29 protein-coding genes are annotated in these 26,579 nt (G+C 41.7%); 17 read left to right on the plus strand and 12 right to left on the minus strand.

Annotated elements, in window-relative coordinates; all coding sequences use genetic code 11:
* The first annotated feature begins 56 nt into the window (after positions 1–56).
* A complete protein-coding gene (locus FNH22_RS05005; RefSeq protein WP_143397239.1) occupies positions 57–509 on the plus strand; it encodes a nuclear transport factor 2 family protein in 453 nt (150 codons plus the stop codon).
* Between the two features lie 161 nt (positions 510–670).
* On the opposite strand, the gene FNH22_RS05010 is transcribed toward FNH22_RS05005, so the two are convergent.
* Genes FNH22_RS05010 through FNH22_RS05020 form a run of 3 tightly spaced genes read right to left on the minus strand, consistent with a single transcriptional unit; the run spans position 671 to position 1,520 of the window.
* Positions 671–967: a type II toxin-antitoxin system RelE/ParE family toxin gene (locus tag FNH22_RS05010; protein WP_143397240.1), complete on the minus strand. Its 297-nt coding sequence runs from the start codon at positions 965–967 to the stop codon at positions 671–673.
* On the minus strand, positions 967–1,173 hold the full coding sequence (locus FNH22_RS05015) for a hypothetical protein (protein ID WP_143397241.1): 207 nt from the start codon (positions 1,171–1,173) through the stop codon (positions 967–969). The genes FNH22_RS05010 and FNH22_RS05015 overlap by 1 nt, the downstream gene beginning before the upstream one ends.
* 5 nt (positions 1,174–1,178) lie before the next feature.
* On the minus strand, positions 1,179–1,520 hold the full coding sequence (locus FNH22_RS05020; RefSeq protein ID WP_143397242.1) for a helix-turn-helix domain-containing protein: 342 nt from the start codon (positions 1,518–1,520) through the stop codon (positions 1,179–1,181).
* A gap of 176 nt (positions 1,521–1,696) precedes the next feature.
* Here FNH22_RS05020 and FNH22_RS05025 point away from each other — a divergent pair, with 176 nt between their 5' ends.
* The 3 genes from FNH22_RS05025 (at position 1,697) to FNH22_RS05035 (ending at position 3,652) form a co-directional block, all read left to right on the plus strand.
* On the plus strand, positions 1,697–1,927 hold the full coding sequence (locus FNH22_RS05025) for a hypothetical protein (protein ID WP_143397243.1): 231 nt from the start codon (positions 1,697–1,699) through the stop codon (positions 1,925–1,927).
* 84 nt (positions 1,928–2,011) lie between these two features.
* Entirely contained in the window at positions 2,012–2,917 is a 906-nt protein-coding gene (locus FNH22_RS05030; RefSeq protein WP_143397244.1) for a DUF6252 family protein, read from the plus strand.
* A gap of 75 nt (positions 2,918–2,992) precedes the next feature.
* A complete protein-coding gene (locus FNH22_RS05035) occupies positions 2,993–3,652 on the plus strand; it encodes an outer membrane beta-barrel protein (protein ID WP_143397245.1) in 660 nt (219 codons plus the stop codon).
* 107 nt (positions 3,653–3,759) lie between these two features.
* Here the strand turns inward: FNH22_RS05035 and FNH22_RS05040 are convergent, their stop codons facing one another.
* Together FNH22_RS05040 and FNH22_RS05045 are read right to left on the minus strand one after the other, a co-directional pair.
* Positions 3,760–4,125, minus strand: a complete 366-nt coding sequence (locus FNH22_RS05040; RefSeq protein ID WP_143397246.1) for a hypothetical protein — start codon at positions 4,123–4,125, stop codon at positions 3,760–3,762.
* 193 nt (positions 4,126–4,318) lie between these two features.
* A complete protein-coding gene (locus tag FNH22_RS05045) occupies positions 4,319–4,525 on the minus strand; it encodes a hypothetical protein (RefSeq protein ID WP_143397247.1) in 207 nt (68 codons plus the stop codon).
* Positions 4,526–4,738: 213 nt separating this feature from the next.
* Between FNH22_RS05045 and FNH22_RS05050 the strand changes: the two genes are divergently transcribed.
* Complete coding sequence (locus tag FNH22_RS05050; protein ID WP_185154079.1) at positions 4,739–5,677, plus strand: GDSL-type esterase/lipase family protein; 939 nt, start codon at positions 4,739–4,741, stop codon at positions 5,675–5,677.
* Between the two features lie 56 nt (positions 5,678–5,733).
* Here FNH22_RS05050 and FNH22_RS05055 read toward each other — a convergent pair whose 3' ends face one another.
* Positions 5,734–6,501 (minus strand): LytTR family DNA-binding domain-containing protein, encoded by a 768-nt coding sequence (locus FNH22_RS05055; protein ID WP_143397248.1) that lies wholly within the window; start codon positions 6,499–6,501, stop codon positions 5,734–5,736.
* Positions 6,498–7,616 carry a sensor histidine kinase gene (locus tag FNH22_RS05060; RefSeq protein ID WP_255517989.1) on the minus strand — a complete coding sequence of 373 codons (1,119 nt, stop codon included), beginning with the start codon at positions 7,614–7,616 and terminating at the stop codon, positions 6,498–6,500. The genes FNH22_RS05055 and FNH22_RS05060 overlap by 4 nt, the downstream gene beginning before the upstream one ends.
* 178 nt (positions 7,617–7,794) lie before the next feature.
* Between FNH22_RS05060 and FNH22_RS05065 the strand changes: the two genes are divergently transcribed.
* The 7 genes from FNH22_RS05065 (at position 7,795) to FNH22_RS05095 (ending at position 14,752) form a co-directional block, all read left to right on the plus strand.
* Complete coding sequence (locus FNH22_RS05065) at positions 7,795–10,203, plus strand: TonB-dependent receptor (protein ID WP_143397249.1); 2,409 nt, start codon at positions 7,795–7,797, stop codon at positions 10,201–10,203.
* Between the two features lie 58 nt (positions 10,204–10,261).
* Complete coding sequence (locus tag FNH22_RS05070; RefSeq protein WP_143397250.1) at positions 10,262–10,990, plus strand: SDR family oxidoreductase; 729 nt, start codon at positions 10,262–10,264, stop codon at positions 10,988–10,990.
* 2 nt (positions 10,991–10,992) lie between these two features.
* Positions 10,993–11,205 (plus strand): hypothetical protein, encoded by a 213-nt coding sequence (locus FNH22_RS05075; protein ID WP_143397251.1) that lies wholly within the window; start codon positions 10,993–10,995, stop codon positions 11,203–11,205.
* Positions 11,206–11,302: 97 nt separating this feature from the next.
* Positions 11,303–11,722 carry an ABA4-like family protein gene (locus tag FNH22_RS05080; RefSeq protein WP_143397252.1) on the plus strand — a complete coding sequence of 140 codons (420 nt, stop codon included), beginning with the start codon at positions 11,303–11,305 and terminating at the stop codon, positions 11,720–11,722.
* Positions 11,715–12,509, plus strand: a complete 795-nt coding sequence (locus FNH22_RS05085; RefSeq protein WP_143397253.1) for a hypothetical protein — start codon at positions 11,715–11,717, stop codon at positions 12,507–12,509. The genes FNH22_RS05080 and FNH22_RS05085 overlap by 8 nt, the downstream gene beginning before the upstream one ends.
* A gap of 129 nt (positions 12,510–12,638) precedes the next feature.
* Positions 12,639–13,547 (plus strand): TraB/GumN family protein, encoded by a 909-nt coding sequence (locus FNH22_RS05090; RefSeq protein WP_143397254.1) that lies wholly within the window; start codon positions 12,639–12,641, stop codon positions 13,545–13,547.
* Positions 13,548–14,179: 632 nt separating this feature from the next.
* On the plus strand, positions 14,180–14,752 hold the full coding sequence (locus tag FNH22_RS05095; protein ID WP_143397255.1) for a hypothetical protein: 573 nt from the start codon (positions 14,180–14,182) through the stop codon (positions 14,750–14,752).
* 431 nt (positions 14,753–15,183) lie between these two features.
* On the opposite strand, the gene FNH22_RS05100 is transcribed toward FNH22_RS05095, so the two are convergent.
* Both FNH22_RS05100 and FNH22_RS05105 read right to left on the minus strand, forming a co-directional pair.
* A complete protein-coding gene (locus FNH22_RS05100; RefSeq protein WP_143397256.1) occupies positions 15,184–16,500 on the minus strand; it encodes a hypothetical protein in 1,317 nt (438 codons plus the stop codon).
* Positions 16,501–17,294: 794 nt separating this feature from the next.
* A complete protein-coding gene (locus FNH22_RS05105) occupies positions 17,295–17,567 on the minus strand; it encodes a hypothetical protein (protein WP_143397257.1) in 273 nt (90 codons plus the stop codon).
* Positions 17,568–18,307: 740 nt separating this feature from the next.
* Here FNH22_RS05105 and mutS point away from each other — a divergent pair.
* The 5 genes from mutS to FNH22_RS05130 all read left to right on the plus strand — a co-directional run bounded on the left by mutS (position 18,308) and on the right by FNH22_RS05130 (position 23,639).
* Positions 18,308–20,923 carry a DNA mismatch repair protein MutS gene (gene mutS / locus FNH22_RS05110; RefSeq protein ID WP_143397258.1) on the plus strand — a complete coding sequence of 872 codons (2,616 nt, stop codon included), beginning with the start codon at positions 18,308–18,310 and terminating at the stop codon, positions 20,921–20,923.
* Positions 20,924–21,059: 136 nt separating this feature from the next.
* On the plus strand, positions 21,060–22,016 hold the full coding sequence (locus FNH22_RS05115) for an acyl-CoA desaturase (RefSeq protein WP_143397259.1): 957 nt from the start codon (positions 21,060–21,062) through the stop codon (positions 22,014–22,016).
* Between the two features lie 157 nt (positions 22,017–22,173).
* Complete coding sequence (locus FNH22_RS05120; protein ID WP_143397260.1) at positions 22,174–22,542, plus strand: phage holin family protein; 369 nt, start codon at positions 22,174–22,176, stop codon at positions 22,540–22,542.
* A gap of 4 nt (positions 22,543–22,546) precedes the next feature.
* The gene (locus FNH22_RS05125) at positions 22,547–22,915 is read left to right on the plus strand and encodes a hypothetical protein (RefSeq protein WP_143397261.1); all 369 of its coding nucleotides are present in this window, start codon (positions 22,547–22,549) and stop codon (positions 22,913–22,915) included.
* Complete coding sequence (locus FNH22_RS05130) at positions 22,878–23,639, plus strand: geranylgeranylglyceryl/heptaprenylglyceryl phosphate synthase (RefSeq protein WP_143397262.1); 762 nt, start codon at positions 22,878–22,880, stop codon at positions 23,637–23,639. Before FNH22_RS05125 ends, FNH22_RS05130 begins: the two co-directional genes overlap by 38 nt.
* Here the strand turns inward: FNH22_RS05130 and FNH22_RS05135 are convergent.
* The 3 genes from FNH22_RS05135 to FNH22_RS05145 all read right to left on the minus strand — a co-directional run bounded on the left by FNH22_RS05135 (position 23,625) and on the right by FNH22_RS05145 (position 26,579).
* On the minus strand, positions 23,625–24,551 hold the full coding sequence (locus FNH22_RS05135) for an AraC family transcriptional regulator (protein WP_143397263.1): 927 nt from the start codon (positions 24,549–24,551) through the stop codon (positions 23,625–23,627). The two genes, FNH22_RS05130 and FNH22_RS05135, sit on opposite strands and share 15 nt — an antisense overlap.
* A 99-nt stretch (positions 24,552–24,650) precedes the next feature.
* Positions 24,651–25,793 carry an acyl-CoA dehydrogenase gene (locus FNH22_RS05140; protein ID WP_143397264.1) on the minus strand — a complete coding sequence of 381 codons (1,143 nt, stop codon included), beginning with the start codon at positions 25,791–25,793 and terminating at the stop codon, positions 24,651–24,653.
* Between the two features lie 90 nt (positions 25,794–25,883).
* The gene (locus FNH22_RS05145) at positions 25,884–26,579 is read right to left on the minus strand and encodes a zinc metallopeptidase (protein WP_143397265.1); all 696 of its coding nucleotides are present in this window, start codon (positions 26,577–26,579) and stop codon (positions 25,884–25,886) included.

The raw sequence follows: 26,579 nt of genomic DNA on the forward strand, positions 1-26,579 counted from the left end.
TGCCATATACGTCCGATCATAGAGATAAATTTAACAGGATTTAACAGAAAAAAGTAATGATGACCAGATCTATTTATTTGACCAGTATTTTTTTACTTCTGATAATGAAGGTAAATGCACAATCGGCACAAGATTCATTAGCCATTAAACAGGCTGCACTTGATTACATTGAATCACAACACCATGTTGATCCGGCCCAATTTGAACGTGCTGCCCATCCAAGAATGGTAAAGAGGACCTTTTGGAGGCATAAAACGGCTGAAAAAGAATACCTGGGTGAAACGTTTAAAGATGCTATGGTATTACTGGCTGGAACCTATAATCAAAACGGTGATAAGTTTCCGGAAAACCCTAAAAAGGAAGTGATAATACTGGATATTTTCGATAAGACCGCTTCTGTAAAACTCATTGCTGATGAATGGATCGACTATATGCATATTGTTAAGCTAAATGGTAAGTGGAAGATTGTGAACGTACTTTGGCAATTCAATGATTCATCCAGGCATTAAAATTATGGTCCAAAAAGACAACCCGATCAAAAGAATTACTTAGTAAGAGTTTCAGAATAAAACTAGTTATCCAAAATAATTAAAAACCCGTTTTTGCGGGGGTTTGGGCAGGTTTTGCGATTGGAAAGCTTCGGCAATCTCCTTATCAGGGAGTGTGGTATTTATCTATCTTTCCACTTACCAGGATCAAGTGAAGTATGAAAAACGGCCTGAATAGTTGCGGTTTTGTTTTCTTCATTTATAGTGAAATGGATCATATAGGGGTATTTCTTAAGTGGCTGGCAGTGTACATCATCATAACGGATCTGGAAGAAGGGGTTTTCCTCGAGAGAAACCAAGTGTTTGTTTAGTGCAGCTTCAAACCTCTCACCGAGTCCGACCTGTTGTTCATCGTAATAGTCAATAGCCTGTTGGATATCTTGGAGAGCAGCAGGTTCAATAATGATGCTGTAAGCCATTAAGTTTTTTTAAAACGAAGTTGCTTACGGGCTTCCTGCCATGGGATCAGTTCTTCAGGGTTGGAATTCTTAATGCGTTCCCTGACAATGGCTTTATGTCCATCCGGAATATCTATTTCCTCCGCTTTATCAAAACCCAGTTGGTGAATGAGTTCCATAAAGAACTGGTATTTACTATCGGGAATATTTAGGGTTATTTGTTTCATTATGATCAGGCAAAGGCCTTTTTAGCTTTAACATTCTGTAAAAGACCATCCAATGCATAAAGGATATGCTCTTTATCGGTACGAGGTAACTGACTCAAATCTTTTAGTCTTTGCAGCATCCCCGGATCTTTAAATAATTGGTCATCCTCTGTCTCCCCCAAAAGATAACCCACTGTCGTATTTAAGATTGCAGCAATTTTTTTAGCGACTTCTATGGAAGGTATCATTTCATCCCTTTCGTAACGACCAATTACAGAAGTAGATGTTCTCAGTAGCTTGGCCAGTTCACCTTGCGACATTTTTTGTTCCTTCCTCAGTTCAGCGACTTTTTTTCCAAACGCACTCATGACAAAACACTTATAAGGAATACAAAACTCCTATTTTACTAAAAGAAAACAAATATAAAACCCTTATATGAGTTAAAAAAGTTGTTTCCATTAATGTATTTGACATCCGGTCACATCAAATCAAATGTACTTTCAATGGATTCATTAATGCCCGACAGCATCAAAAAAGCTTGTTCATGGATACTGCAAGAGACTTACTGTTATATTTTGAACCCTTAGAGAATCATAAAATTCGACTCCTGGCATTAAAACTGAATAACTACAAGCATAGGGTTATCGCTGAATTTGAGCATTACGACTTTAACGAAACTCCTCAAATCATAAAATTTGACAAAATCACCGGTGAAATTCACTTGGTCGCCAAAGACAAAAGGTATAGCAACTGCACGCTATTTTTCAACTTATAAGCCTGATGTAAATCATTTCTGTATTAAGAAATTACCATTTAACTTCACTCCAAATTTATTAATCACACTAAATCATTTTCTCCCATGAGAACCCTCTATAGTTTAGCTTTAATAGTAGTCTTTTTATTTACCCAATGCTCCTCTGACGACGACCCCGATAAAGCGGGATTTCCGAAAGCTGAAGAGGGTACCATGACAGCGCTCGTTGGAGAAGACGAATGGGTAAGTGACCCCAACGAAACAGCCATTTCGATCATTGACAATACTATCAGTATTGGTGCAAAAGCACCGGACGGTAGCAGTATGAGCCTGGTAGTAGTAGGTACGGAGACCGGAACCTATGAGATCCAAACCATCAATTCGGGACAGATCCCCTTAAACTCAGCCGCTTTCTCTCCAGCAAATTTAGCCGTGTCAAACCCTACATTTGCCTCTTTGAGTATTAGTAATAGTGCTAAAGGATCCATCACTATTTCAAACATAGACACAGATAATGCTACTATGTCTGGGTCGTTTGATGTGACATTATCAAGGTTTGTTGACGGACAAGAAGAACTAATAGACGTAACCGGAGAGTTTAATACAGTTGGATATACAGACAGTGTCGTTCCAATTGATGATAACTCCTTTAGTGTAAAAGTAAATGGAGTTGCCTTTGAGCCTGAACTAATATCCGGAGCCATAGTAGCCGGCAAACTGACTTTAGTCTTTAATAATGGGGCTGTTCAAGGTATCAGTATTGACCTTCCAACCAATGTTTCTACAGGAACACAAAATTTAGGAGGATTTGGGACTGCCATTAGCGCTTTATACTACCTTGGGTCTGTAAGGTATTCTTCTTTTAATGGAAGCGGCGCTGTAATCGTGACACAACACGATACTACCAACAAAAGGATTGAAGGTACATTTAGCTTTGATGCTGAGGAGTGGCCCCTCGGTTCCGGTACCGTATCTATTACGGAAGGCGAATTCGCACTAACTTATAAGTAAACAAAAATATCACATGTATTCCCTTGCCACCGAATAGGGGATGGCAAGGGAATACAGCATCACAAAATATATTTTATGAAGAAAATTATACTATCCGTAATCTTAAGTATTAGTACGCTATATGCAGCCCTTAGCCAAAGTATGAGCGTTATGGTAAGGACTAATATCAGCATTGGTATGGACTATCAGTCGCTGGATTTCAATGGAAATGAATTATTTTACAGTCCTGGCGGAGGAATAGGTATAGAAGGAGGGCTACAGCTGGAGATGATAGAAAGGCTTTATGCCTATATCAGTGTAGGATACCAGCTGAACCTGGCGCTTCAGGCTGAAAATGTTAACGGCTCTTCCAATAAAACCTCATTTAATTTTAACCGGAAACTCATCACGTTAGGAGCTGCAAAAATTATAAAATTATCTGAAAATACTGTTCAGGGTTTAATTCTTGGCGCAGGCATGAACTACAGTATCCCCGGCAAAATACGCATCGAAGAAAACGATGCCGATTTTGGTGAAATATCTTATGAATCCGGTTTTGGATTTCACCTGGAAACAGGGCTAAGGCTAAGGCTTTCAGAAGGGCTTTACCTGGACCCCTCCATAAGGTACAGATCACTTGATCTATCAGGAAAATCGTATAACAGAGGATCTTTTGAGTCTCTGCCTGATTACCTCCAAGAGCTTGATGCCAGTGGGTTGGAGTTAGGCGTAACCATTGTAAAGACATTAAAATAATCAATGAGATGAGTGCGCTTCCCTGGATCCAGGGAAGCTTACACTCCTTTAGCAACCATTACAATTGCCATCAACGGGCTTAGGTTGACTTTTCAATTATTTTATGGTTACTGTTCATCCTCCAGGGCGATTATTCCGGATTCGCTCACATGGATTATCTTTTCTATTTTCCTGGTCGGTGTCACAATCTCAAACCTGTAATTACCATGTGGTAAATTGCCCAGGTTAAAGGGCTGAACAAATGAGGGCTGTTTCCGGGTACCGTACGCCAGCAGCCAGTTCCCTCCCAGCAAACTGATCTTCACTTTTCCCGGTGTAAGTGACCGATAGATTACATTTACGTACTTGCCAATCGTTTCTAATTTTACCTTCTCTACAAGGGTTTCATTATCTTTTTTGTTACCAAAAGTCAGTCGGGCTGTACTTAAAACTATTAAAAGTATCAGCACCAGGGGGGTGAGGTTTCTTATCATATGAAATTCTTATCATGCTTTACTCTAAGTCGAAAGCAGGCAGAGGTTTGTAATCACCCTATTGAAAAAATGATTTGGATCTACCGGAGGTTCTCACATGATAAGTCCGCCTGAAGTTGTTTTGACCTATTTCTCAAGAACACACGCACAGTATATGTGCTATCTTTACCGGTGCCCGGTTTTATGGTTAGATTTAAAAGTTAATAGATACCCCGGACCTGTATACAGCAGCTCTTGGATAATTTCCAATATCTATTCCATCAGAAAACACATTGTTCGACGCAACTTCCGGATCAACCCCTGAATAGTTGGTCCAAACGATCGGGTTTTGGGCCGCCACGTAGATCCGGATATTTTTTAATCGAATTTTTTCTAGTCGTAATCCTAACAGAATGAGCATTGAACTACTTGCAAAACGGGTATTTTAGAAAAGTAAGAATATAACTTAAAAAAAGGAGCAGGTCGAGTAAGGTTTAAAGCCTCCACATTGTAAGCATATTTGTACTTGGGAATTCCCCGTATATTAAGCTCTGCAAATGCCTATTTCTCAAAACAATATCCACCGATATCAGTTACCAATTATGACGTAGGTTAATCCATTTACTACCACCTTATGAGAACCACCGTTTTGTCCTTCCTGGTCTTCACTTTAGGCTTTTTAGAAACTTCCGGGCAGCAGTTAGTGATCAAATCTCCGGTTAAATTTTTAGCGCTTGGAGACTCTTACACGATTGGACAAAGTGTACCGGCAAAAGACCGGTGGCCGGCACAACTGACTGATTCCCTGGTTCAGTTGGGTTTTGAAGTTGAAGGCTTTAGGATCATAGCAAGAACAGGCTGGACCACCGGAAATTTGCTCAGTGCTTTAGACCGGGAATCTCCGGACACTAATCATACCCTGGTCAGTTTACTTATTGGCGTAAATGATCAATTTCAGGGATCAGGTATTGGTCTGTATAACGCCGGGTTTAGAAAACTGTTAAGCCGGGCCATAGCCTATGCCGACGGCGACACCAGCAGGGTGTTTGTGCTTTCTATCCCGGATTATGCCTTCACTCCTTTTGGAGGTAACAACCAAAATATATCTACGGAAATTGATGAATTCAATGCCCTTAATCGTTCGATATCAGAAAATTACAAGATCAGCTATTTTGATATTACCGACATCTCCAGGAGAGGACTGACAGAACCCGGACTGGTAGCTTCGGATGAGCTCCATCCGTCAGGGGCCATGTATGAGCTATGGGTAGGCCGGGTCATTGCCGGGGCTGAATTACAACCTGAGAGAGACATAGAAACTGTCACATCAGCAGATAGAAAGATGAAAAGCGCATCACTAAGGTTTTTCCCTAACCCGGTCCAATCGGACCTATACTTGGAAATTACAGGGCGTACTGCCATTAAAATAAGTACGATGTCGGGGCAAATTTTGAAACAGTTGGTCCTTTCTAACAGTGGAAGGATCCCTACAGGCCCATTGAACAGCGGACTGTACCTGTTACAATGGAACAATAAAAAGGAGAGTGGTAGCGCTGTTTTCATGAAAAATTAAGGGGTCGCAACACCATGGTCTTTTACGCTGTGAAAATAACACTGAAATAAAACGCCTTAAGCATCCCCCAACCACGCTTTAAAATGACTGGCTTTTTCACTACTCACCGTTACCGGCTCATCTATGGGCTGCTTCAACTCTATCAGTAACTTCCCTTTGTGAAATTTATGCACCTTTTTAATGGCCGGAAAGTGAACAATAAACTGCCGGTTGGCCCGATAGAATTGATCAGGGTCTAATTGCTGCACCAACTCATCCAGGTTAAAGTCCATCAGGTGAGTGTGCCCGTGGCTGGTGGTCAGATGTACCACCCCATGGCGGGTCTGAAAATAAGCGATATCAGTGGTTTCGATAGAGATAAGTTCTTCCCCTTTTTTAACAAGAAACCTCGTCTTGAACTTTTTGTCATCCAACCGGATTTGACCAATGAGTGCATTCAGGTCCAGTGCATTGTTGTTGCCAAATGCGCTTTTCATCTGCTCATATTTGCTCAGGCTTAAGCTTAGTTCTTCTTTCTTGATCGGTTTTAAAATGTAATCAATACTATTTACTTTAAACGCCCTTAATGTATACTCATCAAATGCAGTAGTAAATATTACAGGCCTGCTGACCGTTACCGCATCGAATATCTCGAAGCTAAGCCCATCACTCAGCTGTATGTCCATAAAGATAAGATCCGGCAGATGCTCTGTTTCAAACCATCTTATGCTTTCCTCCACACTGTCCAGTACATCAATGATCTCAATTTCAGGGTTGATCTCTTCCAGCACCTTCTGAAGTCTTCGAAAGGCCGGGGCCTCGTCTTCAATGATCAGTACCTTCATACGCTCGGGGCCATGACTTTTTGGGTTTCACTTTTTACCTGAAGAAGCGGTACGGAGACCAGGAAATTGTGATCAGTAGTGATCACATCGATATTTTTATGACCAAAATAAGCATAGCGTTCACGAATATTGACCAGTCCCGTCTTTGTGGACTTTTCAATCACATTTTTCTTTTGCAGATTGTTTTTCACCACTACAGAACGAGACCGGTCTACAAACACTTCTATGTTCAACGGGTGGTTTTTAGAGATACGATTATGCTTGATAGCGTTTTCTACCAATATCTGGATGGTGAGCGGAGCAATACTTAGGTCCAGATATTTGTCCTCTACATTAAAAACCGCGTGAAGATTCTCCGGATAACGGATCTTCAAAAGGAAAATATAGTTCCTGGCAAATTCAAGTTCATCCTTCAGGGTTACCAGTTCTTTGTCTTTATTCTGCAGGATATAGCGATATACTTCCGATAATTTCTCAGTAAATTCTACTGCTATTTTGCCATCTTCTGCTATTAATACCGTAAGTGTGTTCAGGCTGTTAAACAGAAAGTGTGGGCTCATCTGGTTTTGCAGTACTTCAAATTGAGTACGTATTTGTTGATTCTTCAAGGCTTCATTCAGCTGGATACTCTTTTTCCACTGCTCAAAGAAGTATACATTTTCATACACAGAGCCTATTACCATGGCACACAAAAAGTTTAGCGGCACATGACCAAATGCCTCCGTAGGGTCCATAAGCTGTTCCCAGCCTTTGAACTGAAAGAGCAGACAAAGCAGTGGCTCCCCTATGGTAAGAAATGCAATAAGTGACAGTATGGTCATCAACAGTCGCCTGGGTGTCTGCCTTATTTGCGGGTATTTTCTACGGAACAGCATAAAGAGCATAAAAGCGCCGTTCCAGAATATGGTGGTAAAGGTAAAGCTTACAAAATATTTAGAAACGTAGCTGTCTTCCGGTTCCTTATGCAAGAACATCATAATCATAGCCAGCAGCACTATCCCTGTCCATCGTACATATACTTCCCTTACTCTCACGTCATTTACTCCTTTAATGAAGAACAAAATACGGAATAAATGCATGGAAAACGAACCTGAAACAAACCAAAGCAGTGCCATGCCGGGGTGAAACCGGGAAATCACCTTGTGAAACCGGAGTATACCCGGATAACCCCGGATCTACAGCTTATGGATGGAAACAACGTGTTCAGCTCATTATTTACCAGCTCCACCCACATTCTCATTTTATAAAAAAGCTCACACCTCTAAGTTGGTGTCATCAAAAACGCAATAAATCATGAAACACTGGTTCCGATTCATAACAATAAAAGGCTTGACACTCATTGGTATAGCAACGTTTGGGCAAACCCAAAACGTCAAAGGAAAGATCATGGATGCTCAGGCCGATTATCCGCTGATCGGTGCGTCAATATTATTATTGGACTCTGACCCGGTAGTAGGAGCTGTGACCGATATAGAGGGTGAGTTCAAGTTAACCGACATTCCGGTAGGACGCCAGACATTTGCCATTCAATATGTAGGTTATAAGAGTATTACCATGCCCAATGTGTTAGTCACTGCCGGAAAAGAAGTGGTCTTGAATATTAAGCTGGAAGAATCGGTAGAAAAGCTTAATGAAGTAGTGGTTACAGCTAATGCAGACAAAGACGCGCCACTGAATGAATTAGCTAAGGTCAGCGCACGGACTTTCAGCCTTGAGGAAGTAACGCGCTTTTCGGGAGGCAGAAACGATGTGGCCCGATTAGCTACAAGCTTTGCCGGAGTAAGCGCCCCTAATGATTCAAGGAACGACATTGTAGTTCGTGGGAACTCACCCGTTGGATTATTGTGGAGAATAGAAGGCATACCTGTCGCCACCACAAATCACTTTGCCACTCTTGGTACAACAGGCGGTCCTGTAAATGCATTGAATACCAATTTATTAAGAACATCAGACTTTCTTACAGGTGCATTCCCGGCTGAATATGGCAATGCCAACGGGGCTGTATTTGATGTGAATTTCAGAAATGGTAATGCAGACAAGTATGAATTTACCGGACAGCTAAGCGCTTTTAGCGGATTGGAATTCATGGCAGAAGGGCCATTGAGCCAGGCCAAAGGTGCTTCTTTTGTAGCCTCATATCGTTACGGGATCGCCAGTGTTGCAGCCACAGGTACCGGCGCCATACCCTATTACCAGGATTTCTCTTTTAAGCTAAATCTCGGGGAAACCCGTTGGGGCCGCTTTGAGCTCTTCGGCATCGGAGGGCTTAGCAGCATTGATTTCCTGGGAGATGAAATTGATGAAGATGATCTCTTTGCCAACCCGAATGAAGATGCATTTGTAGACAATCAACTCGGATTGATCGGGTTAAACCATACCTTGAGATTAAACAAAACTACTTTCCTCAAAACCTCACTAGGTGCATCCACAAACTATAATCAATACCTCCAGGATAACTTTATAAATGATAATGATGGTAATCTCATCGGTAAGTTCAGGTCCGTTAACGCAGAAAATCGTGAAAACCGGTTTACCTTTTCCAGCACATTAAATAAAAAATTCAATGCGCGCTGGAGTTTACGAGCAGGGGTACTTACTGAGCGATATCAAACCGATTTTAGTACGGAAGACCGTGATAACCGTGTAACTATACCAGATGAAAATAATGATGGGGTCCCGGATTTTTTTATCACGCAACGGGACTTACAAGATGGTTACTTCCTGACGCAGGCCTTTGCACAGACAGAATATAAAATAACGGACGACCTGAATATAACGGCAGGATTACATGCTCAACATCATGAATACACAGAAGATTTTGTTGCAGAACCCAGGGCAGCTGTTAGCTGGCAGGCACGCCCCAATCAACGCCTGAGCCTGGCGTATGGACTGCATGCCCAGGCTATTCCCTCGCCTATCCTTTTCTTCGAAGAAGAAATAGCCACAGGTCAGTTCGTACGTACCAATGAGCGCCTCGATTTTATGAAAAGTCATCATTTCGTGCTGGCTTACGACAGAAATTTAGGCATGGACTGGAGACTAAAAGCCGAAACATACTACCAAAGCATTTTCGACGTACCGGTAGAACGCATTCCCAGTAGCTATTCCATTTTAAACGAGGGATCTGGTTTTATATTCGACGAAAAAGGATCACTTATAAATGAGGGCACCGGCCATAACTATGGTATTGAGCTCACCCTGGAAAAATTCTTCAGCCAGGGGTATTACATGTTGATGACCACATCGCTGTATGAATCCCGGTATGAAGGCAGCGATGGAATAGAGCGCAATACAGCATTCAATAATAACATTGTGTATAATCTTTTACTTGGAAAAGAATGGAAGTTCGGTGTTGGTGGCAGGAATGCATGGACGTTTGATAGCAAGTTCACCACTGCCGGAGGCGCCACCTTTACGCCGGTAGACCTTGAGGCAACACGTGCCAATGCAGGAAGAGAACTGCGAATGGATGAGATCGCTTTCAGTCAACGCTACGACGCTTATTTCCGCTGGGATGTAAAATTTGGAGTACGCCTGAACAGCAAAAACAAAAATGTCTCTCACCAGTTTTTTGTTGACCTGCAAAATGTGACAAACAGAGAAAATGAATTTCTAAGAAGGTATAATGAAGTAACCGATGAAGTTAACCAGGTGGATCAAATTGGTTTCTTCCCGGACATACTGTACAGGATACAGTTCTAGCTCGAGAGGGTTGGAACAAGGCATAAGGTGGTGAACAGGTGAATTAAAAAATGATGAAATGGAGTTATCAGGAAATAAGGTATTGATTACAGGCGGGTCCTCAGGAATAGGACTTGCCATGGCCCGGAGATTAGAATCTATGGGAAACCATGTGATCATCACCGGGAGGAACAGAAAGAAACTGGAGGCCGCAGCAGACCGCTATGGGCTCGATTTTTATCAATGCGATCTGTCCGTACCTGACCAGTTACTGGCATTAACAGAGGCTATACGGGATCAACATTCTGACATTAACATGCTTATAAACAATGCCGGACTGCAATTCAACTACAGTTTCACGGATGAAGTATCTTTTGAGAGGATACAATATGAGGTAGAGGTTAATTTCAATGTAGTGATGAAGCTTTGTGCCGCTTTTGTCCCCTTACTTTTAGGGACAAAAGAAAGCGCTATCGTCAATGTATCTTCCGGGCTGGCGCTGAGCCCCAAAAAGTCCGCACCGGTGTACTGTGCCACTAAAGCAGGTGTACATATTTTCAGCAAAGCACTGAGATATCAATTAGAAGGGTCCAATGTTAACGTTTTTGAAGTGCTACCTCCTCTTGTAGACACTCCTATGACCGAAGGAAGGGGCAAGGATAAAATCTCCACACAGCAGCTGGTAGATGAATTCATCACTGCCGTGGGTAAAAATATATATGAAATAAATATTGGTAAGGTGAAGCTACTTAAACTAATGCATCGCGTCGCACCTGCCATTGCTGATCACCTCTTAAAAAATAACTAGTCATGATTGAAGTATTTGCTACCAACATTCAACATATGAAAGATGCCCGGGTTATCCAGGGATTATTCAGTATCGTATTCCCCAAATTTGAAATTAATTTTGACTTGAGTGATATAGATAATATCTTGAGAGTTGAGTCCGCCACACCGATAGACCCGCATTCGGTAATGTACTATGTTCAAAATCTTGGATTTTCTATCCAGGTACTTGAATAAAAAACATAATACTGCCGGCACCGCATGTGAGGGTTGAAAGATAGGTGAACTTCTAAATAGAAGAGTATAAATTGTTTTCCCAAATAAATGATTCTTTATGGATACTAACCAGGTATTTCAAATTGTCAATACAGCGGTGTTACCAGGCTGGATCATTTTAGCTGTTTTTCCGGGAAAACGATGGAGAAATATAACCATTTATACTCTGGCGCTATTCATGGCTCTTGTCTATGGGTTCTATGTTATCACAGGGTTTTCGGATTTTAACCCATCCGCTTTTAGCACGTTGGCAGGTGTTAAACACCTTTTTACACTCGATCAGGCCGTACTTGCAGGCTGGATACATTACCTGACATTTGATCTGTTAATAGGCAACTGGATAGTAAACCAATCCATCAGACATAAGATAAAGCATTACTGGGTGATCCCCTGCCTGTTTTTCTGCTTTATGTTCGGCCCACTGGGGTATCTTTTCTTTTCATTGGTCAGGGTATTTAAAACCAGGAGTCTTGCTTAATGTATTTCAATACCTGGCCTCTTCTAACCGTATTTTGGCTTATGGAGCAATGTTTTTCGGTTTGGTAAGCCTGGTTGTTCTGGTGTTACTTCCCTTTGAAACGCGCCTTATATTGGGGATCAACCTTTGGATAAAGCCGCTGAAATTTGCTATTTCTATTTTCATTTTTCTGGTTACCAGTATCTATATACTGGAACCCTTGCCGTATTCGGAGAGCAAACGAAGCGTTATGAGCTGGATATTACTGATTACCATGCTGGTCGAGATCATTTGCATTCTATTCCAGGCGGCCAGAGGTCAACTGTCCCATTTTAATATTACTGACCCTATTGGTGCCATCATGTTTCCGTTGATGGGCCTTGCTATCACCATTGCTTATTTGGTCTATGGCGTTATATTATATGATTACTTCCGGCTGCAGGTCTCTCTTCCAGGCGAATTGACCTGGGCCATACGGATAAGCATCATTATCTTTTTGATTGGGCTCATTTCGGGATTCATGATGGGAAGCAGCCTCAAGCATACCATCGGTATGGCAGATGGCGGCCCCGGATTACCTTTTACCAACTGGAGTACTGTGGCAGGAGACCTGAGAGTATCCCATTTTATCAGCATCCATGCCATCCAGGTACTCCCATTATTAGCCATTTCATTGCCTTATATACTGCCACAAAATTTCCCTATCAAAAACCTCGTGATCATATGTGTTTCAGGTACAGTTTACCTGGGTTTCACTGTTGCAACACTTTTACAGGCCCTCCACGGAAAACCTTTTATCCGAATATAAAACCGCTTGCCCTGATCAGGTCTGAAATCTGTCAGCAGACTGTAATAAAAGGCACCAGGCAGATCACTAACCTTTCGAATTCACAACGTGGCCACCAAAATATCAGGACATAAAAACACAGATGAACAGATGAAAATAACAGGAATAAAACAACCGTTTAAGACAGGTTTTAGAATAGCATTATTATTCGTTGCAGGCATTGTACTAGGTATGTTGCCTGCAAAACAAGTAAATGCACAGGGCAGCACGTCTTCCTTATTATGGAAGATAGAAGACAACAGCCTCGCAAAGCCCTCATACCTTTATGGAACAATACACCTGATCTGTCCCGACGATTTCTTTTTCACCGAGGCTACCCAAAAAGTATTGGACGAAGTAGAGCATATTGCCATGGAAATAGACTTGAGTGATCCGCAGATGATGACTAAAATGCAGCAGCTGTCTTTAAATCCAGGCAGAAAGAATTTTAGTGAAGACCTGACCGAAGAAGATGCAAAAGTGCTCAATGAATTTTTACAGGCCAACTATGGAGCTGATCTTACACAACTGGGGGTTATGAAGCCATTTGCCCTGTATTCTATGATAATAATAAAGGCCCTCAAATGTGATCAGCCAGCATCTTATGAACTGGCTTTTGTGAAAGAAGCTACCAAAAGAGAATTGGAGATCAGCGGGCTGGAGACGCCAGAATTTCAAATGGGATTGTTTGATGATATCCCGCAGACAGAGCAGATCCAATGGATAGTAGAAGCCATTGTTGAAAAAGAAGATACTCAGGAGGAATTCACCCGAATGGTAGCAGCCTATAAAGAACAGGACCTGAAAGCCTTGTCAGGTATAATTATGGAAAACGACCAGTTTGCCGGGTATGCAGACATGTTACTGTATCAGAGAAACAAGGATTGGATCAGTAAAATAGAAAAACTGGCAAAAGACGGATCTACATTGATCGCTGTCGGTGCCGGACATCTCGGCTCAGACCAGGGAGTGATTGCCTTATTGAAAAAAGAAGGATATACCATAAGCCCGGTGCCATAAGAAACTAGTGTCATCTCACACCTCAAATAGCGTTCAAACTATTTTTTCGGTCTCCTTTCCAAAGTTGGCAGTAAGCAAAGAGCAGTCGGCAATATTGTGTAATAAAACTTTTGCCTACTGCATATTGCCGATTGCTGACTGGTCGACAGCCTTACAATACCTCAAATATACTTGCCCTCTACCCTACACGTCCGTTGAGGATCGACTGAACACTGCTTGGCCCGGTCTAAGTATTGAACAGGAGTTGGCCTGAGCCTTCTCCTGTTTTTGTTTTAATAGGTCTTTATGTTGATATCTGATTGTTTATTCATCTGATCCGGTGTAAGTAGAGTGTAAAAACAAATAATTGTCCATTGAATTGTCCAAACACCGCTAAGCATTCCTCTGAGCAAAGTATTTTACCTTGTAGGATCATCCTTTAAACCCAAATTAAGATGAAAAAACTACTTTTATTCAGCTTGCTGTCCATCTCGCTTTTTTCCTGTAGTGATGAAATGGAAGAACTTAATGTACAAAAGCAGGAGAACGTATAAATCAAAGGCATCCCATACATTCAACTTGACGATACCGGCAATTTCGACCGGTCTCAATTAGATGAAAAACGGATCCGCCTGGCTGAAAATGGTTTCAATATGTTAGAGAAGGACAAGCTTTATTTGTTTGACAATAAAGAAGAGGCAGAGGCTTTTGCCTACCGGCCCTTTATATCGGACGAAGTTCAACCAACACCGGGGATCACTTCACGGCAGATGGCAACACAATACAGGTTACCGGACGGCCCCAGTTATGTCGACTTTTACAGTCATGTCACCGGAGGGCCCAGGTATTTTTTTATCGACTATTATTGGATGGAGGCCGAGGTCTCCTATCATGGTCACTGGAATAAAAAAAGTTTAAGACGCTTACGTTCAAACAGTAATACTAAGCTTTATACCAGGGGAAGGTGGCCTTATGACCCGGATAAATGGTATGATTTTCCGAAGGACTATACAATGGATCTTGATAACGCAATATCAGAGGTCTATGTCAACAATTCGGAGACAAACGCACATATTGTCCTAGTGCTTTATGACGGTCAGAATTATGAAGGCAGACAATTATTGATTCGTCTTGGAAGCGGGGATGCCCACAGCTACAAATTAAAGCATGTTTTCGGTTTAAATTACGATAATAAAACCAGTTCTATCAAAATATCATCAACCTGATAAAGTAAATCTGCCGGAACATAGCTTTCGGGTCTTTGTGCTCTTTAAAGAAATGAATACATATAAAACAAAGCGGGTAACTTCAAGAAAAATCGATCCGTTTGACCTGGTTTTAACTAAACCATTCAACCCCTCTCATTGGTATAGAAGTTAAAACTCATAAAATGTGCTCTATCTCTTAATAAAAGGCTTTTCTCGGAAAATCAGATAATAGGAAAAACGTCCGGTTTGAATACTACAAAGTGTATGAGATAAGTATTAAGAAAGCTACAAACCTCAAAATGAGTGCTCCATTTGGCACTCATTTTGAGGTTTGTAGTTCGGTTTCTATTCCTTTTTACCCTATGACCTTGTTCTCTGCACGATAAAGGCCGGGTTATACCCTTATCAATATCCATTAAACGCTATGCCCCAGGCTCTTCGCACTCTGCTCAACCCCTCCCCAAAGTAGTCAAACGTTCTATGTCATTATGAATGGAAAGCGTTAATAAAGTGGTGGCAGTGCAAAAAACAGGGCTGGTAATACAGTGGTGACCATTCCAACTACCGTCTTCATTTTGTATGGACAACAGTCGATGGGAGATGTCTTTATACCACTGTTCCCAATCCTTGTCATCATTTACCACTAAAGATTCACCGGTTTGTAAATAACTCAAAAACTCTTCGCCCCCATTATTACCAAAACCACTCATTACCCGGTCTTCCTGGGCAGTATTTTTAGAAGACTCATATACCTGGTAGGCAGTATTATACCTTGCCGCCTCTTCACGACTGTATCCTATATCCATCAAATTCTCCACAGATACGTCAGCGTCCTCCTCTAACTCCCCATTTATCTTAGCTTTTTGCATCGCCTCTTTGACCTTACGGGCTTCTTTAGCGCTGGAACGAACGGAACCTGATACGGAATACAAAACAATTCCGGCACCTTTATCTGTCTTAACCTTCCCGGACGACGCATCATAATTGCCTTTTTGATAGTCACGGGCCTTTTCCAGCACCACTTCGTCTATTTCTGCTCCTTCATATTCAGCAGACTCCAAAGCCGTTGTAGCCAGGGATGATTGCAATACACCTGCCCAACCGGAACCTTTGAAACTACCATCTGCATCCTGGGCCTCCTGTATCTTATCCACACATACGTTCAGGCTGTTTTTCGCTCGTTGCTTTAGCTGATCATTATCCAGGTGGGGTATGATATTTGAAAAAAACTGTGCTGTCAGTACTGCGTCAATATTATCTCCTAATTTGGTCTGGATCTGCGTTCCGGAAAGCGTTGTGATCTTCAAACGATTATCAGGAGTTGACTCTACAGCATCTAATAAATAAAATAATGCCTTCTTCAATTGTTCCGGATATTCACCTGATTCCAATGTATTTCCCGTTCTTAAAAGCGCCATGGCCACCATAGCGGTAGTTGCCGGATCGGCCTGTACAGCATGTGGGTCTAGTACATCCTGTCGCTGGTGAGTGCCGGCACCCCAACCACCATTATGCTGCTGCGCCTGTATGATCCAGCTTAGCCCATTTTCCAGGGAAGCCGTAATTGCTTCGGAAGGTAAATAGCCATCAATATGTGGCGAGGCTTGCTCACCAAAAAGTGTTTGAAATACGCAACCTCTTGGTGTGTAGCAAACGGTAATAGCTTCCGAAAAGGCGGTCTGCACCTTTTGAACAGACCTGGGGGAAGATGTGATAAGCATAACCCCTCCTATCAGGGCTAAACTTGATGTTTTAAATGTTGTCATAATAGTTCATTTTGTTGACTTGATACAGATGAGATGTTCCAACGGCCCAAATTCCATAAATCACGATCAGGTTTTTTCCGGAACTTATCAGAATGATTTATTGGATTGGAATAGCCAGGCCAATAGAAGCACTTTGCAAAAATGTATTACTCATTACGCTATGGACTTCCTGAAAACACTTTCCTTGATTTATTCCGAAGTCATAGACTTCTCAGTCCATCATTCTTAAAGGATGGGTAGGCATAAGTTGCGCTCCGCTAAACTGAAGCCAGGTAGGGTTGTAGCAACTTATTTGCTTTCATTGCCTTCCGTTGGGGTTCTTAAACCGACCAAGAATCCTAAAAAAAACCTATCACTCGCCAAAGGCATAGCGATTGTTTCTCTTTTTTAACACCCGAGCTACTGATTTATGCGGAACCATAGTCATTAAACAAGAGCATAACGACACCTATCTTTTTTCAAAACCAAGATAGATTACGTATTCCTTTCTACTATTTCCGAATCATCCTTTTCTGTAGTAAAAAAATCTGTTACATAGACCTTTTTTAAGGTTTTATCTACATGGTAAATGATCTTGATAAACTTGCCTTTACTCCGCTCAAAAAGAAGGTAACGATAGCCTTGTGGACGATGGGATAAAAGAGGTTCTGGCGAACCACGATGATAAAACTTATCTAAACTAAGGGCTTTATCCTTGAGGGAGGTAGTTATCCGATCAGCTCGATCAAGGGAGTAATGTTCAAAAAGATATTCAGCTACGTCATAGAAGTGGATGTTTGCCTAATAAGTAAATTCTACCGGGTAACGGAGTTGCGTTTCGCTTTCTTCCAATTTTCAAAATCTTTGTTAAACTGAGATGATGTAATGGTCTTACCTTCGGCTATATCACGTTCCGAAACGTCCGCTCTACGGTTCATCTCATCTTTGTTAAGTAAATCTTTTATATAGGTAAGAACCTTCTCTTGCTGATCGTTTTCTAACAACAGTAGATGACTGATCAACTCTTTTCCAATCACTTTTTCCATAATTTCGATCCTTGATGCTGATTGTAAAGATAACGTTTTCATGGGTCATTTGGATTTCCTTAACAAAAGAACAAGCCGCAGGCTTTAAAAAGTGAGGACCGACAGCATATCTTGAAGACACCGCACGCACTGATCCGGGAGACTAAGACGCGGCTTACCTTTGGATAAAACGTTAGCTTCGTACCTGCATTACAATGCTGGCTTGTTTCCTTCCTGATCTTCAATAATCCGCGGCGGACTTGTTTGGGTGAGGGTATGATAAAGTAGGACATCCCATTACAGGTTTCAAGATACGTATTTCCTCTATTTTAGGCCTCTTAAAGTCGCTAAGGCCCGTTCATGTTGCGGTAGTTCATTTGTCAGGTGAAATGGAAGTGTATATACTTCCACACGTAGCAAAGTTTCCGATATCCATGGGTGTGATAATGCCCTGTGAGCTTCCTGAAAAACGCTTTCCTTGATTTATTCCGAAGTCACAGACTTCTCAGTTTAGCATTACTAAAAAATTGGTAGGCATAAATTACGCTCCGCTAAACTGAAGCCAGTTAGGATTTTCAATATAGTCATAATAGTTCATTTTGTTGACTTGATACGGATGAGATGTTCCAGCCACCCGGATTCCATAAATCACGATCAGGTTTTTTCCGGAACTTGTCAGAATGATTTATTGAATTGGAATAACAAGGTCGGTAAAACCACCTTAGAAGCACCTTAGGGAAGGTCCTTGCCGGTTGCTTATCCCTGTAAAAAAATGAATATTTGTGACTTCGTTGCAACCACTTATGCCCAAGGTAAAAGATCCTAAAGAAACCCCTTTAATGAAGCAGTACAACGCTATCAAGGCGAAGTACCCTGGTGCTTTACTCCTGTTTCGTGTGGGCGATTTTTATGAAACTTTTGGAGAAGATGCTATCCGGGCCAGTAAGGTGTTGGACATTGTACTCACCAAAAGGGCCAATGGAGCAGCCTCACACATAGAGTTGGCCGGTTTTCCGCATCACTCGTTGGACACCTATTTGCCAAAATTGGTAAGGGCGGGCAACCGGGTAGCCATTTGTGACCAATTGGAAGACCCAAAATCTGTTAAAGGCATTGTAAAACGGGGAGTCACCGAATTGGTAACACCCGGACTATCTTTTAATGATAATGTGCTGGACAGGAAATCAAATAATTTCCTGGCGTCCGTTTTTTTTGGAAAAGATAAGGTCGGCGTTTCTTTCCTTGATCTGTCTACAGGTGAATTCATGACCTCCACGGGTTCCAGGGAATACGTTTCTAAACTGTTCCAGGGCTTTAATCCTTCTGAAGTGATTATGAGTAAGTCCGACCGTGATGATTTTAGCACACTGTTTGGAGACGAATATCTCACGCACCACTTGGATGAATGGATATACAATTTCAGTTTTTCCTATGAAAAGTTGATCGAGCACTTCAAAACGACATCGCTCAAGGGATATGGCATCGAAGGAATGGAAGAAGCCATTACCGCAGCAGGCGCTGTATTGCATTACCTGGAAGCAACGGAGCACAAAGAGATGTCACACATCTCATCCGTATCCCGCATAGACGAAGACAAATATGTATGGCTGGATAAATTCACCATCCGTAACCTGGAATTGGTTTATGCCCAGCATGACGGAGGAGTACCGCTCATTGATATACTCGATGCCACTGTCACGCCTATGGGTTCACGTATGTTAAAAAAATGGATGGTACTGCCATTAAAAGAACTCACGGCTATTCGGGAGCGGCTTATGGTGGTGGAAGCCTTTCGTGAAGATGAAGAACTCCTGGAAGAGGTGGTCCAATCCCTTAAACACATAGGGGATGTAGAGCGACTCATTTCTAAAGTGGCAGTGGGCAGGATCAACCCGCGTGAAATGCTGCAGTTAAAGAAAGCGCTTTCCTATACGGCGCCTATCAAAACGTCACTAACAGGATGCAAAGTAGGGCCGCTAAAGAAGCTGGGGGATCAGCTCAATCCCTGTGAGTTTTTATTAGAACGGATCGAAAAAGAGCTTAAAGATGAGGTGCCTATCGTGTCCAATCAGGGCAACATCATTCAAGATGGTGTCGATGAGGAACTGGATGAATTACGGAAAATAGCCTTTTCAGGTAAAGATTTTCTACTACAAATACAACGGCGTGAAATAGAACGCACAGGCATTCCATCACTTAAGATAGCTTATAATAAAGTGTTTGGTTACTACCTTGAAGTCAGCAATGCGCACAAAGAAAAAGTACCGGAGGAATGGATACGTAAACAAACTCTGGTAAATGCCGAGAGGTACATTACCGAAGAGCTTAAAGTTTATGAAGAGAAGATACTCAATGCGGAAGACAAGCTCATCGTCATAGAGCAACGTTTGTTCCAGGACCTGATCGCCCAGGCAGGAGATTATGTCACCCAGGTGCAACAAAACGCTCGAATTCTGGCCATGCTGGATTGTCTCACTTCTTTTGCGATGGTAGCTGCCAATAACAATTATGTAAAGCCGCAAGTGAATGATTCCACCGTCATTGATATCAAAGAAGGAAGACATCCGGTCATTGAAAAACAACTGCCTGTAGGAGAAACTTATGTACCCAATGACGTTTTCCTGGATAACGATCAGCAGCAGATCATGATCATAACCGGTCCGAATATGGCAGGTAAATCTGCCCTGCTCAGGCAGACAGCACTCATTGTATTACTCGCCCAAATGGGCTCCTTTGTACCTGCCCACAGCGCTTCCATTGGAGGAGTGGATAAGGTCTTTACACGTGTGGGGGCTTCGGATAATCTGTCCAAAGGAGAATCTACCTTTATGGTAGAAATGACCGAAACCGCCAGTATTCTGAATAATCTTTCAGATCGAAGCCTCGTGTTAATGGATGAGATAGGTCGGGGTACCAGTACCTATGACGGGGTATCCATTGCCTGGTCCATTGCAGAATATTTACATAATCATAGGGATCATCGTGCAAAAACGTTATTTGCTACGCATTACCATGAACTGAACCAGCTGACAGAAGACTTTCCCAGGATCAGGAATTTTAATGTTTCAGTAAAGGAAGCAGGTGATAAGATCTTGTTCATGAGAAAATTGAAAGAAGGAGGTAGCGAACATAGCTTTGGTATCCATGTAGCGCAGCTGGCAGGCATGCCCAACAGGGTGGTAATACGGGCAAACGAGATCATGCGCTTTCTCGAAAAAGACAAGCATAAAAATGATACTTCTGAAAAGCTCAAAGAAGTGCCTAAAGCAAACTATCAGATGAGTCTGTTTGAGGCCGATCCCAGGTTCAAAGAAGTTCAGCAGATGATAGATGCACTGGACATCAACACTATTTCTCCTGTTGAAGCCTTATTAAAACTTAATGAGATCAAATCTGTACTTTCAGAAAAAAAGAAGTAATGGCATTCTGATAAAACCATCCGGCCTCTGTTTACTCCCGAAAGATTTGTTAAACTCATAGCCACCGGAGCATGCACTTTTTCTCTTCATTAAATAAATCAGTAATTTTGCTCATTCAAAGAGGCTAAAAGAACGTATGATGTCGAATAATGAAACACTGGAAGTTAGGAATAAGCCCTTACTAAAACAGGAAATAGCGTTCCTGATCGTGCATTTGCTCCCTTTATTTGCACTTTTAACCGGAGCCACACTTTTCGATTGGATCGTTTGTGCTTTCCTTTACTTTTTCCGAATGTTCTGGATTACCGGAGGGTATCACAGGTACTTTTCCCACAAGTCGTATAAAACATCACGTTGGTTCCAGTTTGTGATTGCTTTTATGGCTCAAACCTCCGCTCAAAAAGGAGTGCTATGGTGGGCAGCACATCATCGTCACCATCATCGTACCAGCGATACTCCTTCAGATCCGCATTCCATGAAACTTTACGGGTTTTGGTATTCTCATGTAGGCTGGATCATAGGGCCTGATTATAAAAAAACAGATTATAAAACCATTGGTGATTATGCCAAATACCCTGAATTAATGTGGCTAAATAAGCACTATTTGGTGCCTCCGGTTACTTTGGCACTTATTGTCACCGCACTTGGTGCATGGGTCAATGGGGGTAGTATCTTGCTCATGTTCACACATCATGGACTCTCTACACTTTTCGTGGGTTTCTTTTTGAGTACAGTGATCACCTATCATGGTACTTTCTCTATTAATTCCATCATGCACAAATTCGGTAAGCAACGTTACGAATCAGGGGATGAATCCAAAAACAGTCTTTGGCTTGCATTGTTAACACTTGGTGAAGGATGGCACAATAATCATCATTACTACGAAGTGGCTGCAAGGCAGGGGTTCTTCTGGTGGGAAATTGATATCACGTACTATGGATTGAAAATATTAAGCTGGCTGGGCCTTATTTATGACTTGAAAGGTGTCCCGGGACATATCAAATACTCTAAAAATAAGCAGCACGCCAAAGAACTGGCAGCGAAGATAAAGGAGAAGGAACTGTCTATGGCAGAACTAAGAAAATCAGCCTGATAGCAAGCCAGCATTAAGTATTCTTCCGTACGTTATCATTTTACCTGAGGTGTTAAGCTTTACATTATTTGAGCATTCATTTCGTCTTACAATCGCATAGAAGCACATGCCAATATTGTCTATGTCATTTGCTATCTTTAATTGAATTATTAGAGGCATGTCTGAAAAAAAAGGGTTGTTGAACTTCTTGAAGCTGGATAATATTGTTGAGCACTTTATAGGTCTGGTTGAATCCAAAATTGAGATCGCCAAGATCGAAATAAAGGCGGAACTGGCGCAGGGAATTTCTAAAGGGATAGTTGCCTTGCTTTTGATATTCTTTATGGCGCTTTTCTTTTTATTCCTGAATATAGCAATAGCATTGTTCATTGGGCATGCTGTGGACAACCTGGGGCTGGGCTTTTTAATGGTTTCGGGATTTTACCTCGTTGTTTTCATCCTATTGTATCTTATGAAAGATTTCTTGAAGCTGGATACATTTTTTGAAGATAAGCTGAGTGATGTGTTGAAAAGAAACAAGCCTTAGATCGATGAATTCGTCGAAAAAAATACAAGAGTTGAAAGATATTTCGAATAAGCACAAAGAGGCGCTTGAAAAAGATATATCATTTGCAGTAGAAAAGTCAAAAAAGGTGGCCTTTAGAGTGGTGCTTATTGGTGGAAGCCTGGCGTTGGCATGGGTTGTGACGCGTTCCTTACTAGGAGAAAAGACAGCAAATAAGGCAAATAAACCTACAAACCTGGCAAAACCCTCTCGATTTGCGAATACCCGGAATTTTATTTTGTCACAATTAATGACTTTTTTACTTTCTTTGGCCAAAGAGAAATTGACAGATTATTTACAAGAGATAAATTCGATCCATGTCGATACTGAACATACTGAACGAAAGAAAAGTTAAAAGGCAAAAGTCCCTGGCGATCTTAATAGATCCGGATAAAGTAGATGACCTATCTTCCCTGAAGCAGCTACTGCCTATGAGTGAAGAGTGCTATGTAGATTTTTTTTTCGTGGGAGGGAGTCTTATGACTAACAATAATCTTTCACAGGTAGTAAAAACCATCAAAAATCTTACGGACATTCCTGTGGTACTCTTCCCAGGAAATACAATGCAAATTGATATCCGCGCAGATGCCATTCTGTTTTTGAGTTTGATCTCCGGCAGAAATCCTGACCTCTTGATCGGTCAACATGTAGTTTCAGCACCTATTTTAAAAGGTAGTTCGCTGGAAATATTACCTACGGGTTATATGCTGGTGAATGCAGAAAGTACTTCTGCCGTCTCTTACATGAGTAATACCCGGCCCATTCCTCCTGATAAAGATTCTGTGGCTACCTGTACTGCTATGGCCGGTGAGATGCTGGGCCTGAAACTGATCTATATGGATGCAGGTAGTGGTTCCAGGCAGCCTATCCCGGCAAGGATGATCAGCAAGGTACGAAGGTCTATTGATGCGCCTTTAATCGTTGGCGGCGGCATCAATTCATCGGAAAAAGCGAAACATGCGCTGGAGGCCGGCGCAGATATGATCGTTATAGGCAATGCCATAGAAAAAGATCCCAATCTCCTGATTGAGATCTCCGAGAAAATCTATGACTTCAATAAGTCGCTAAACATTCATTAATGTCTCACGCTTACGCATTTTTCCTGCTGGTATGCCGTACATCATTTTGAAACGTCTACAGAAATAAGCAGTATCTTTATATCCGCATGATCTGCCGATATCCCTGATACTCATTTTAGTAGTACGTAGTAATTTGACAGCGTACTCCATCCGTTGATATTCGATGTAATCCTGAGGATTAATACCTGTCAACGTTTTGAAATACTGACCTACATAATCTTCAGATACTTCTGCTACTTCAGATAAAACCTTATTAGTCAGTTCACCTCCAAGGTTATCCTTGATATACTTGAATAAAGTGATCAAACGTGGGTCTTTAAAATAGGTACTGTTAGTGGCCATTTGCTCAACGAACATCCTGTTGTCGATGATGTGTCGAATAGACTCGATCACCAATAGTTCGGTTTTCGTCTTAATAGCTCGTTGGTTCCCTTCTTTTTGCTGACTTTCCTCAGTGATGATCTCGTATAATAACGAGTTCACTCGTGTATTCTCAAGTGAGAATGCAGGAATGTCAAGCGCAGTGAAAAAGTTAACCGTGTCAAATACTTTCGTCTCAAAAACAATCATACTAAAGTCTGCAGCCACAGTTCCGGTGATGTCCTGTAAGTTGGACGTCCTGAAAAACTCTGCCTGTTTGAAGCCAAACTCTTCCATTCCCAACACAGTAGTTTTCTCAGTAACCTCACCAAAATGTATTGGTGTCAGACGATGCGCGGGAATGAATAATGCATGACCTTCTTTTAACAATTCCTTGTTTTTGCCGAAGTAGACAAGTCCTTTTTTGAGAATAAGTATGACATTTTCAGTATCCTTAAAATCCTTGATAGTAAAGGGATTTGTTACCTTAACGTTATTGGACTTGACATACTTAATTCCTAAGGATTCAATTATTTTGTTGTAATCTTCCATTAACCATGTGCATTAATTCAATACACTAATATAAAAATAAACAATTAACTTACATGCACTATTCTAAGAATAGTATGATTTTTTTGAGAAACGGCGTTTTTAGCCTTTGAGCAGCTCTCTGGCGATTACAATTCGTTGAATTTCTGACGTGCCTTCGTAGATCTGAGTGATTTTTGCATCACGCATTAAGCGCTCTACATGGTATTCTTTTACAAATCCGTATCCGCCATGAATTTGTACTGCCTCTACCGTCGTGTCCATGGCCACCTGTGAGGCGAAAAGTTTGGCCATTGCACTTGCATGCGCGTAAGGTTTCTTTTGATCCTTCAAACTGGCGGCCTGAAGACAAAGTAAACGGGCTGCTTCAATTTGCGTAGCCATATCAGCCAGTTTGAATTGTATTGCCTGATGTTGTGAAATTTCTTTACCAAAGGCCTTTCTTTCCTTTGAATATGCCAGGGCCAATTCATAAGCCCCCGAAGCAATACCAAGCGCCTGAGATGCAATACCAATTCTACCTCCATTTAATGAGGCCATAGCAAATGCAAAGCCAAAACCATCTTCTCCAATCCTGTTGGCTTTTGGAACCTTCACATCTGTAAACATTAAGGAGTGCGTATCAGAACCTCTAATGCCTAACTTATCTTCTTTCTTGCCTACTACGAATCCTTCCATATCTTTTTCCACGATAAGCGCATTGATCCCTTTATGTTTTTTTTCCGGGTCTGTCTGAGCAATTACGATATAGATACTGGCACTATTCCCATTCGTAATCCAGTTCTTGGTGCCATTGAGCAGGTAGTGGTCACCTTTATCTTCAGCCGTAGTTCGTTGACTCGTGGCATCTGAGCCGGCCTCAGGTTCAGAAAGACAAAAAGCTCCTATCTTTTCACCGGTAGCCAGCCTGGTAAGGTATTTTTGCTTTTGCTCCTCCGTGCCATAGGTTTCCAGTCCCCAACATACCAATGAGCTGTTTACTGACATACAAACAGAGGCTGAGGCATCAATTTTAGAGATCTCCTCCATGGCAAGGACATAAGAAACACTGTCCATACCCCCTCCATTATAAATAGGATCTACCATCATTCCCATGAAGCCCAATTCTCCCATCTTCTTGATCTGCTCTGCCGGGAATTGTTGCTTTTCATCTCTTTCAATTACTCCTGGTAATAACTCCGTTCGGGCAAAATCTCTTGCAGCAGCCTGTACAGCCAATTGTTCTTCGGTCAATTCAAAATTCATTTTCTTCAAGTGGTTTAGTATTACTTTATAAACAAAAAAAGCCCACAAATATTTGCGGGCCTCAAAATTACAACTTATTTAAAATCAGCTTCAATCACGATTTCCTAAAAACAAACTGATATAATAAAGTAATGTTACGAGTGATCCAATCGCCGCTACTACATAGGTCATAGCTGCCCATTTTAAAGCATCTTTTGCCATGTCGTATTCTCCGCTATCCACAATGTTTCTACCTTGCACCCAGGCCAATGCGCGTTTACTTGCATCGAACTCAACAGGCAGTGTCACAAATGAGAATAATGTCATCACACCATAAGCACCTATAATGGTCAATAATACAAGTTCATAAGGAAATGCACTGAATAGGAACATACCTCCAAAGAGCATAACCATCATGATCACATTCAAAATTTTAGCACTGGCATTTTGCAAAGGCACCATAGCAGAACGAAATTCGAGCATGCTGTAAGCTGTAGCATGCTGAACCGCGTGGCCGCATTCATGAGATGCCACCGCTGCTGCTGCAGCATTTCTACCATGATATACCTCTTCGCTTAGATTAACCGTTTTGTTCATAGGGTTGTAGTGATCCGTCAGGCGGCCTTGTACAGCTGTCACTTTTACATCATGTATGCCATGATCAGCCAACATCAGCTGGGCAACTTCGGCGCCGGACAGGTCCTTTCGTAAAGGCACTTGTGAATATTTCTTGAATTTGCTTTTCAACCTTGAGCTGACCGCAAAACTTATGATCCCAAATACAATAATTATTATCCAAATTCCCAT

The sequence above is a fragment of the Fulvivirga sp. M361 genome (genome assembly GCF_007097395.1).
Classification (GTDB): Bacteria; Bacteroidota; Bacteroidia; order Cytophagales; family Cyclobacteriaceae; genus Fulvivirga.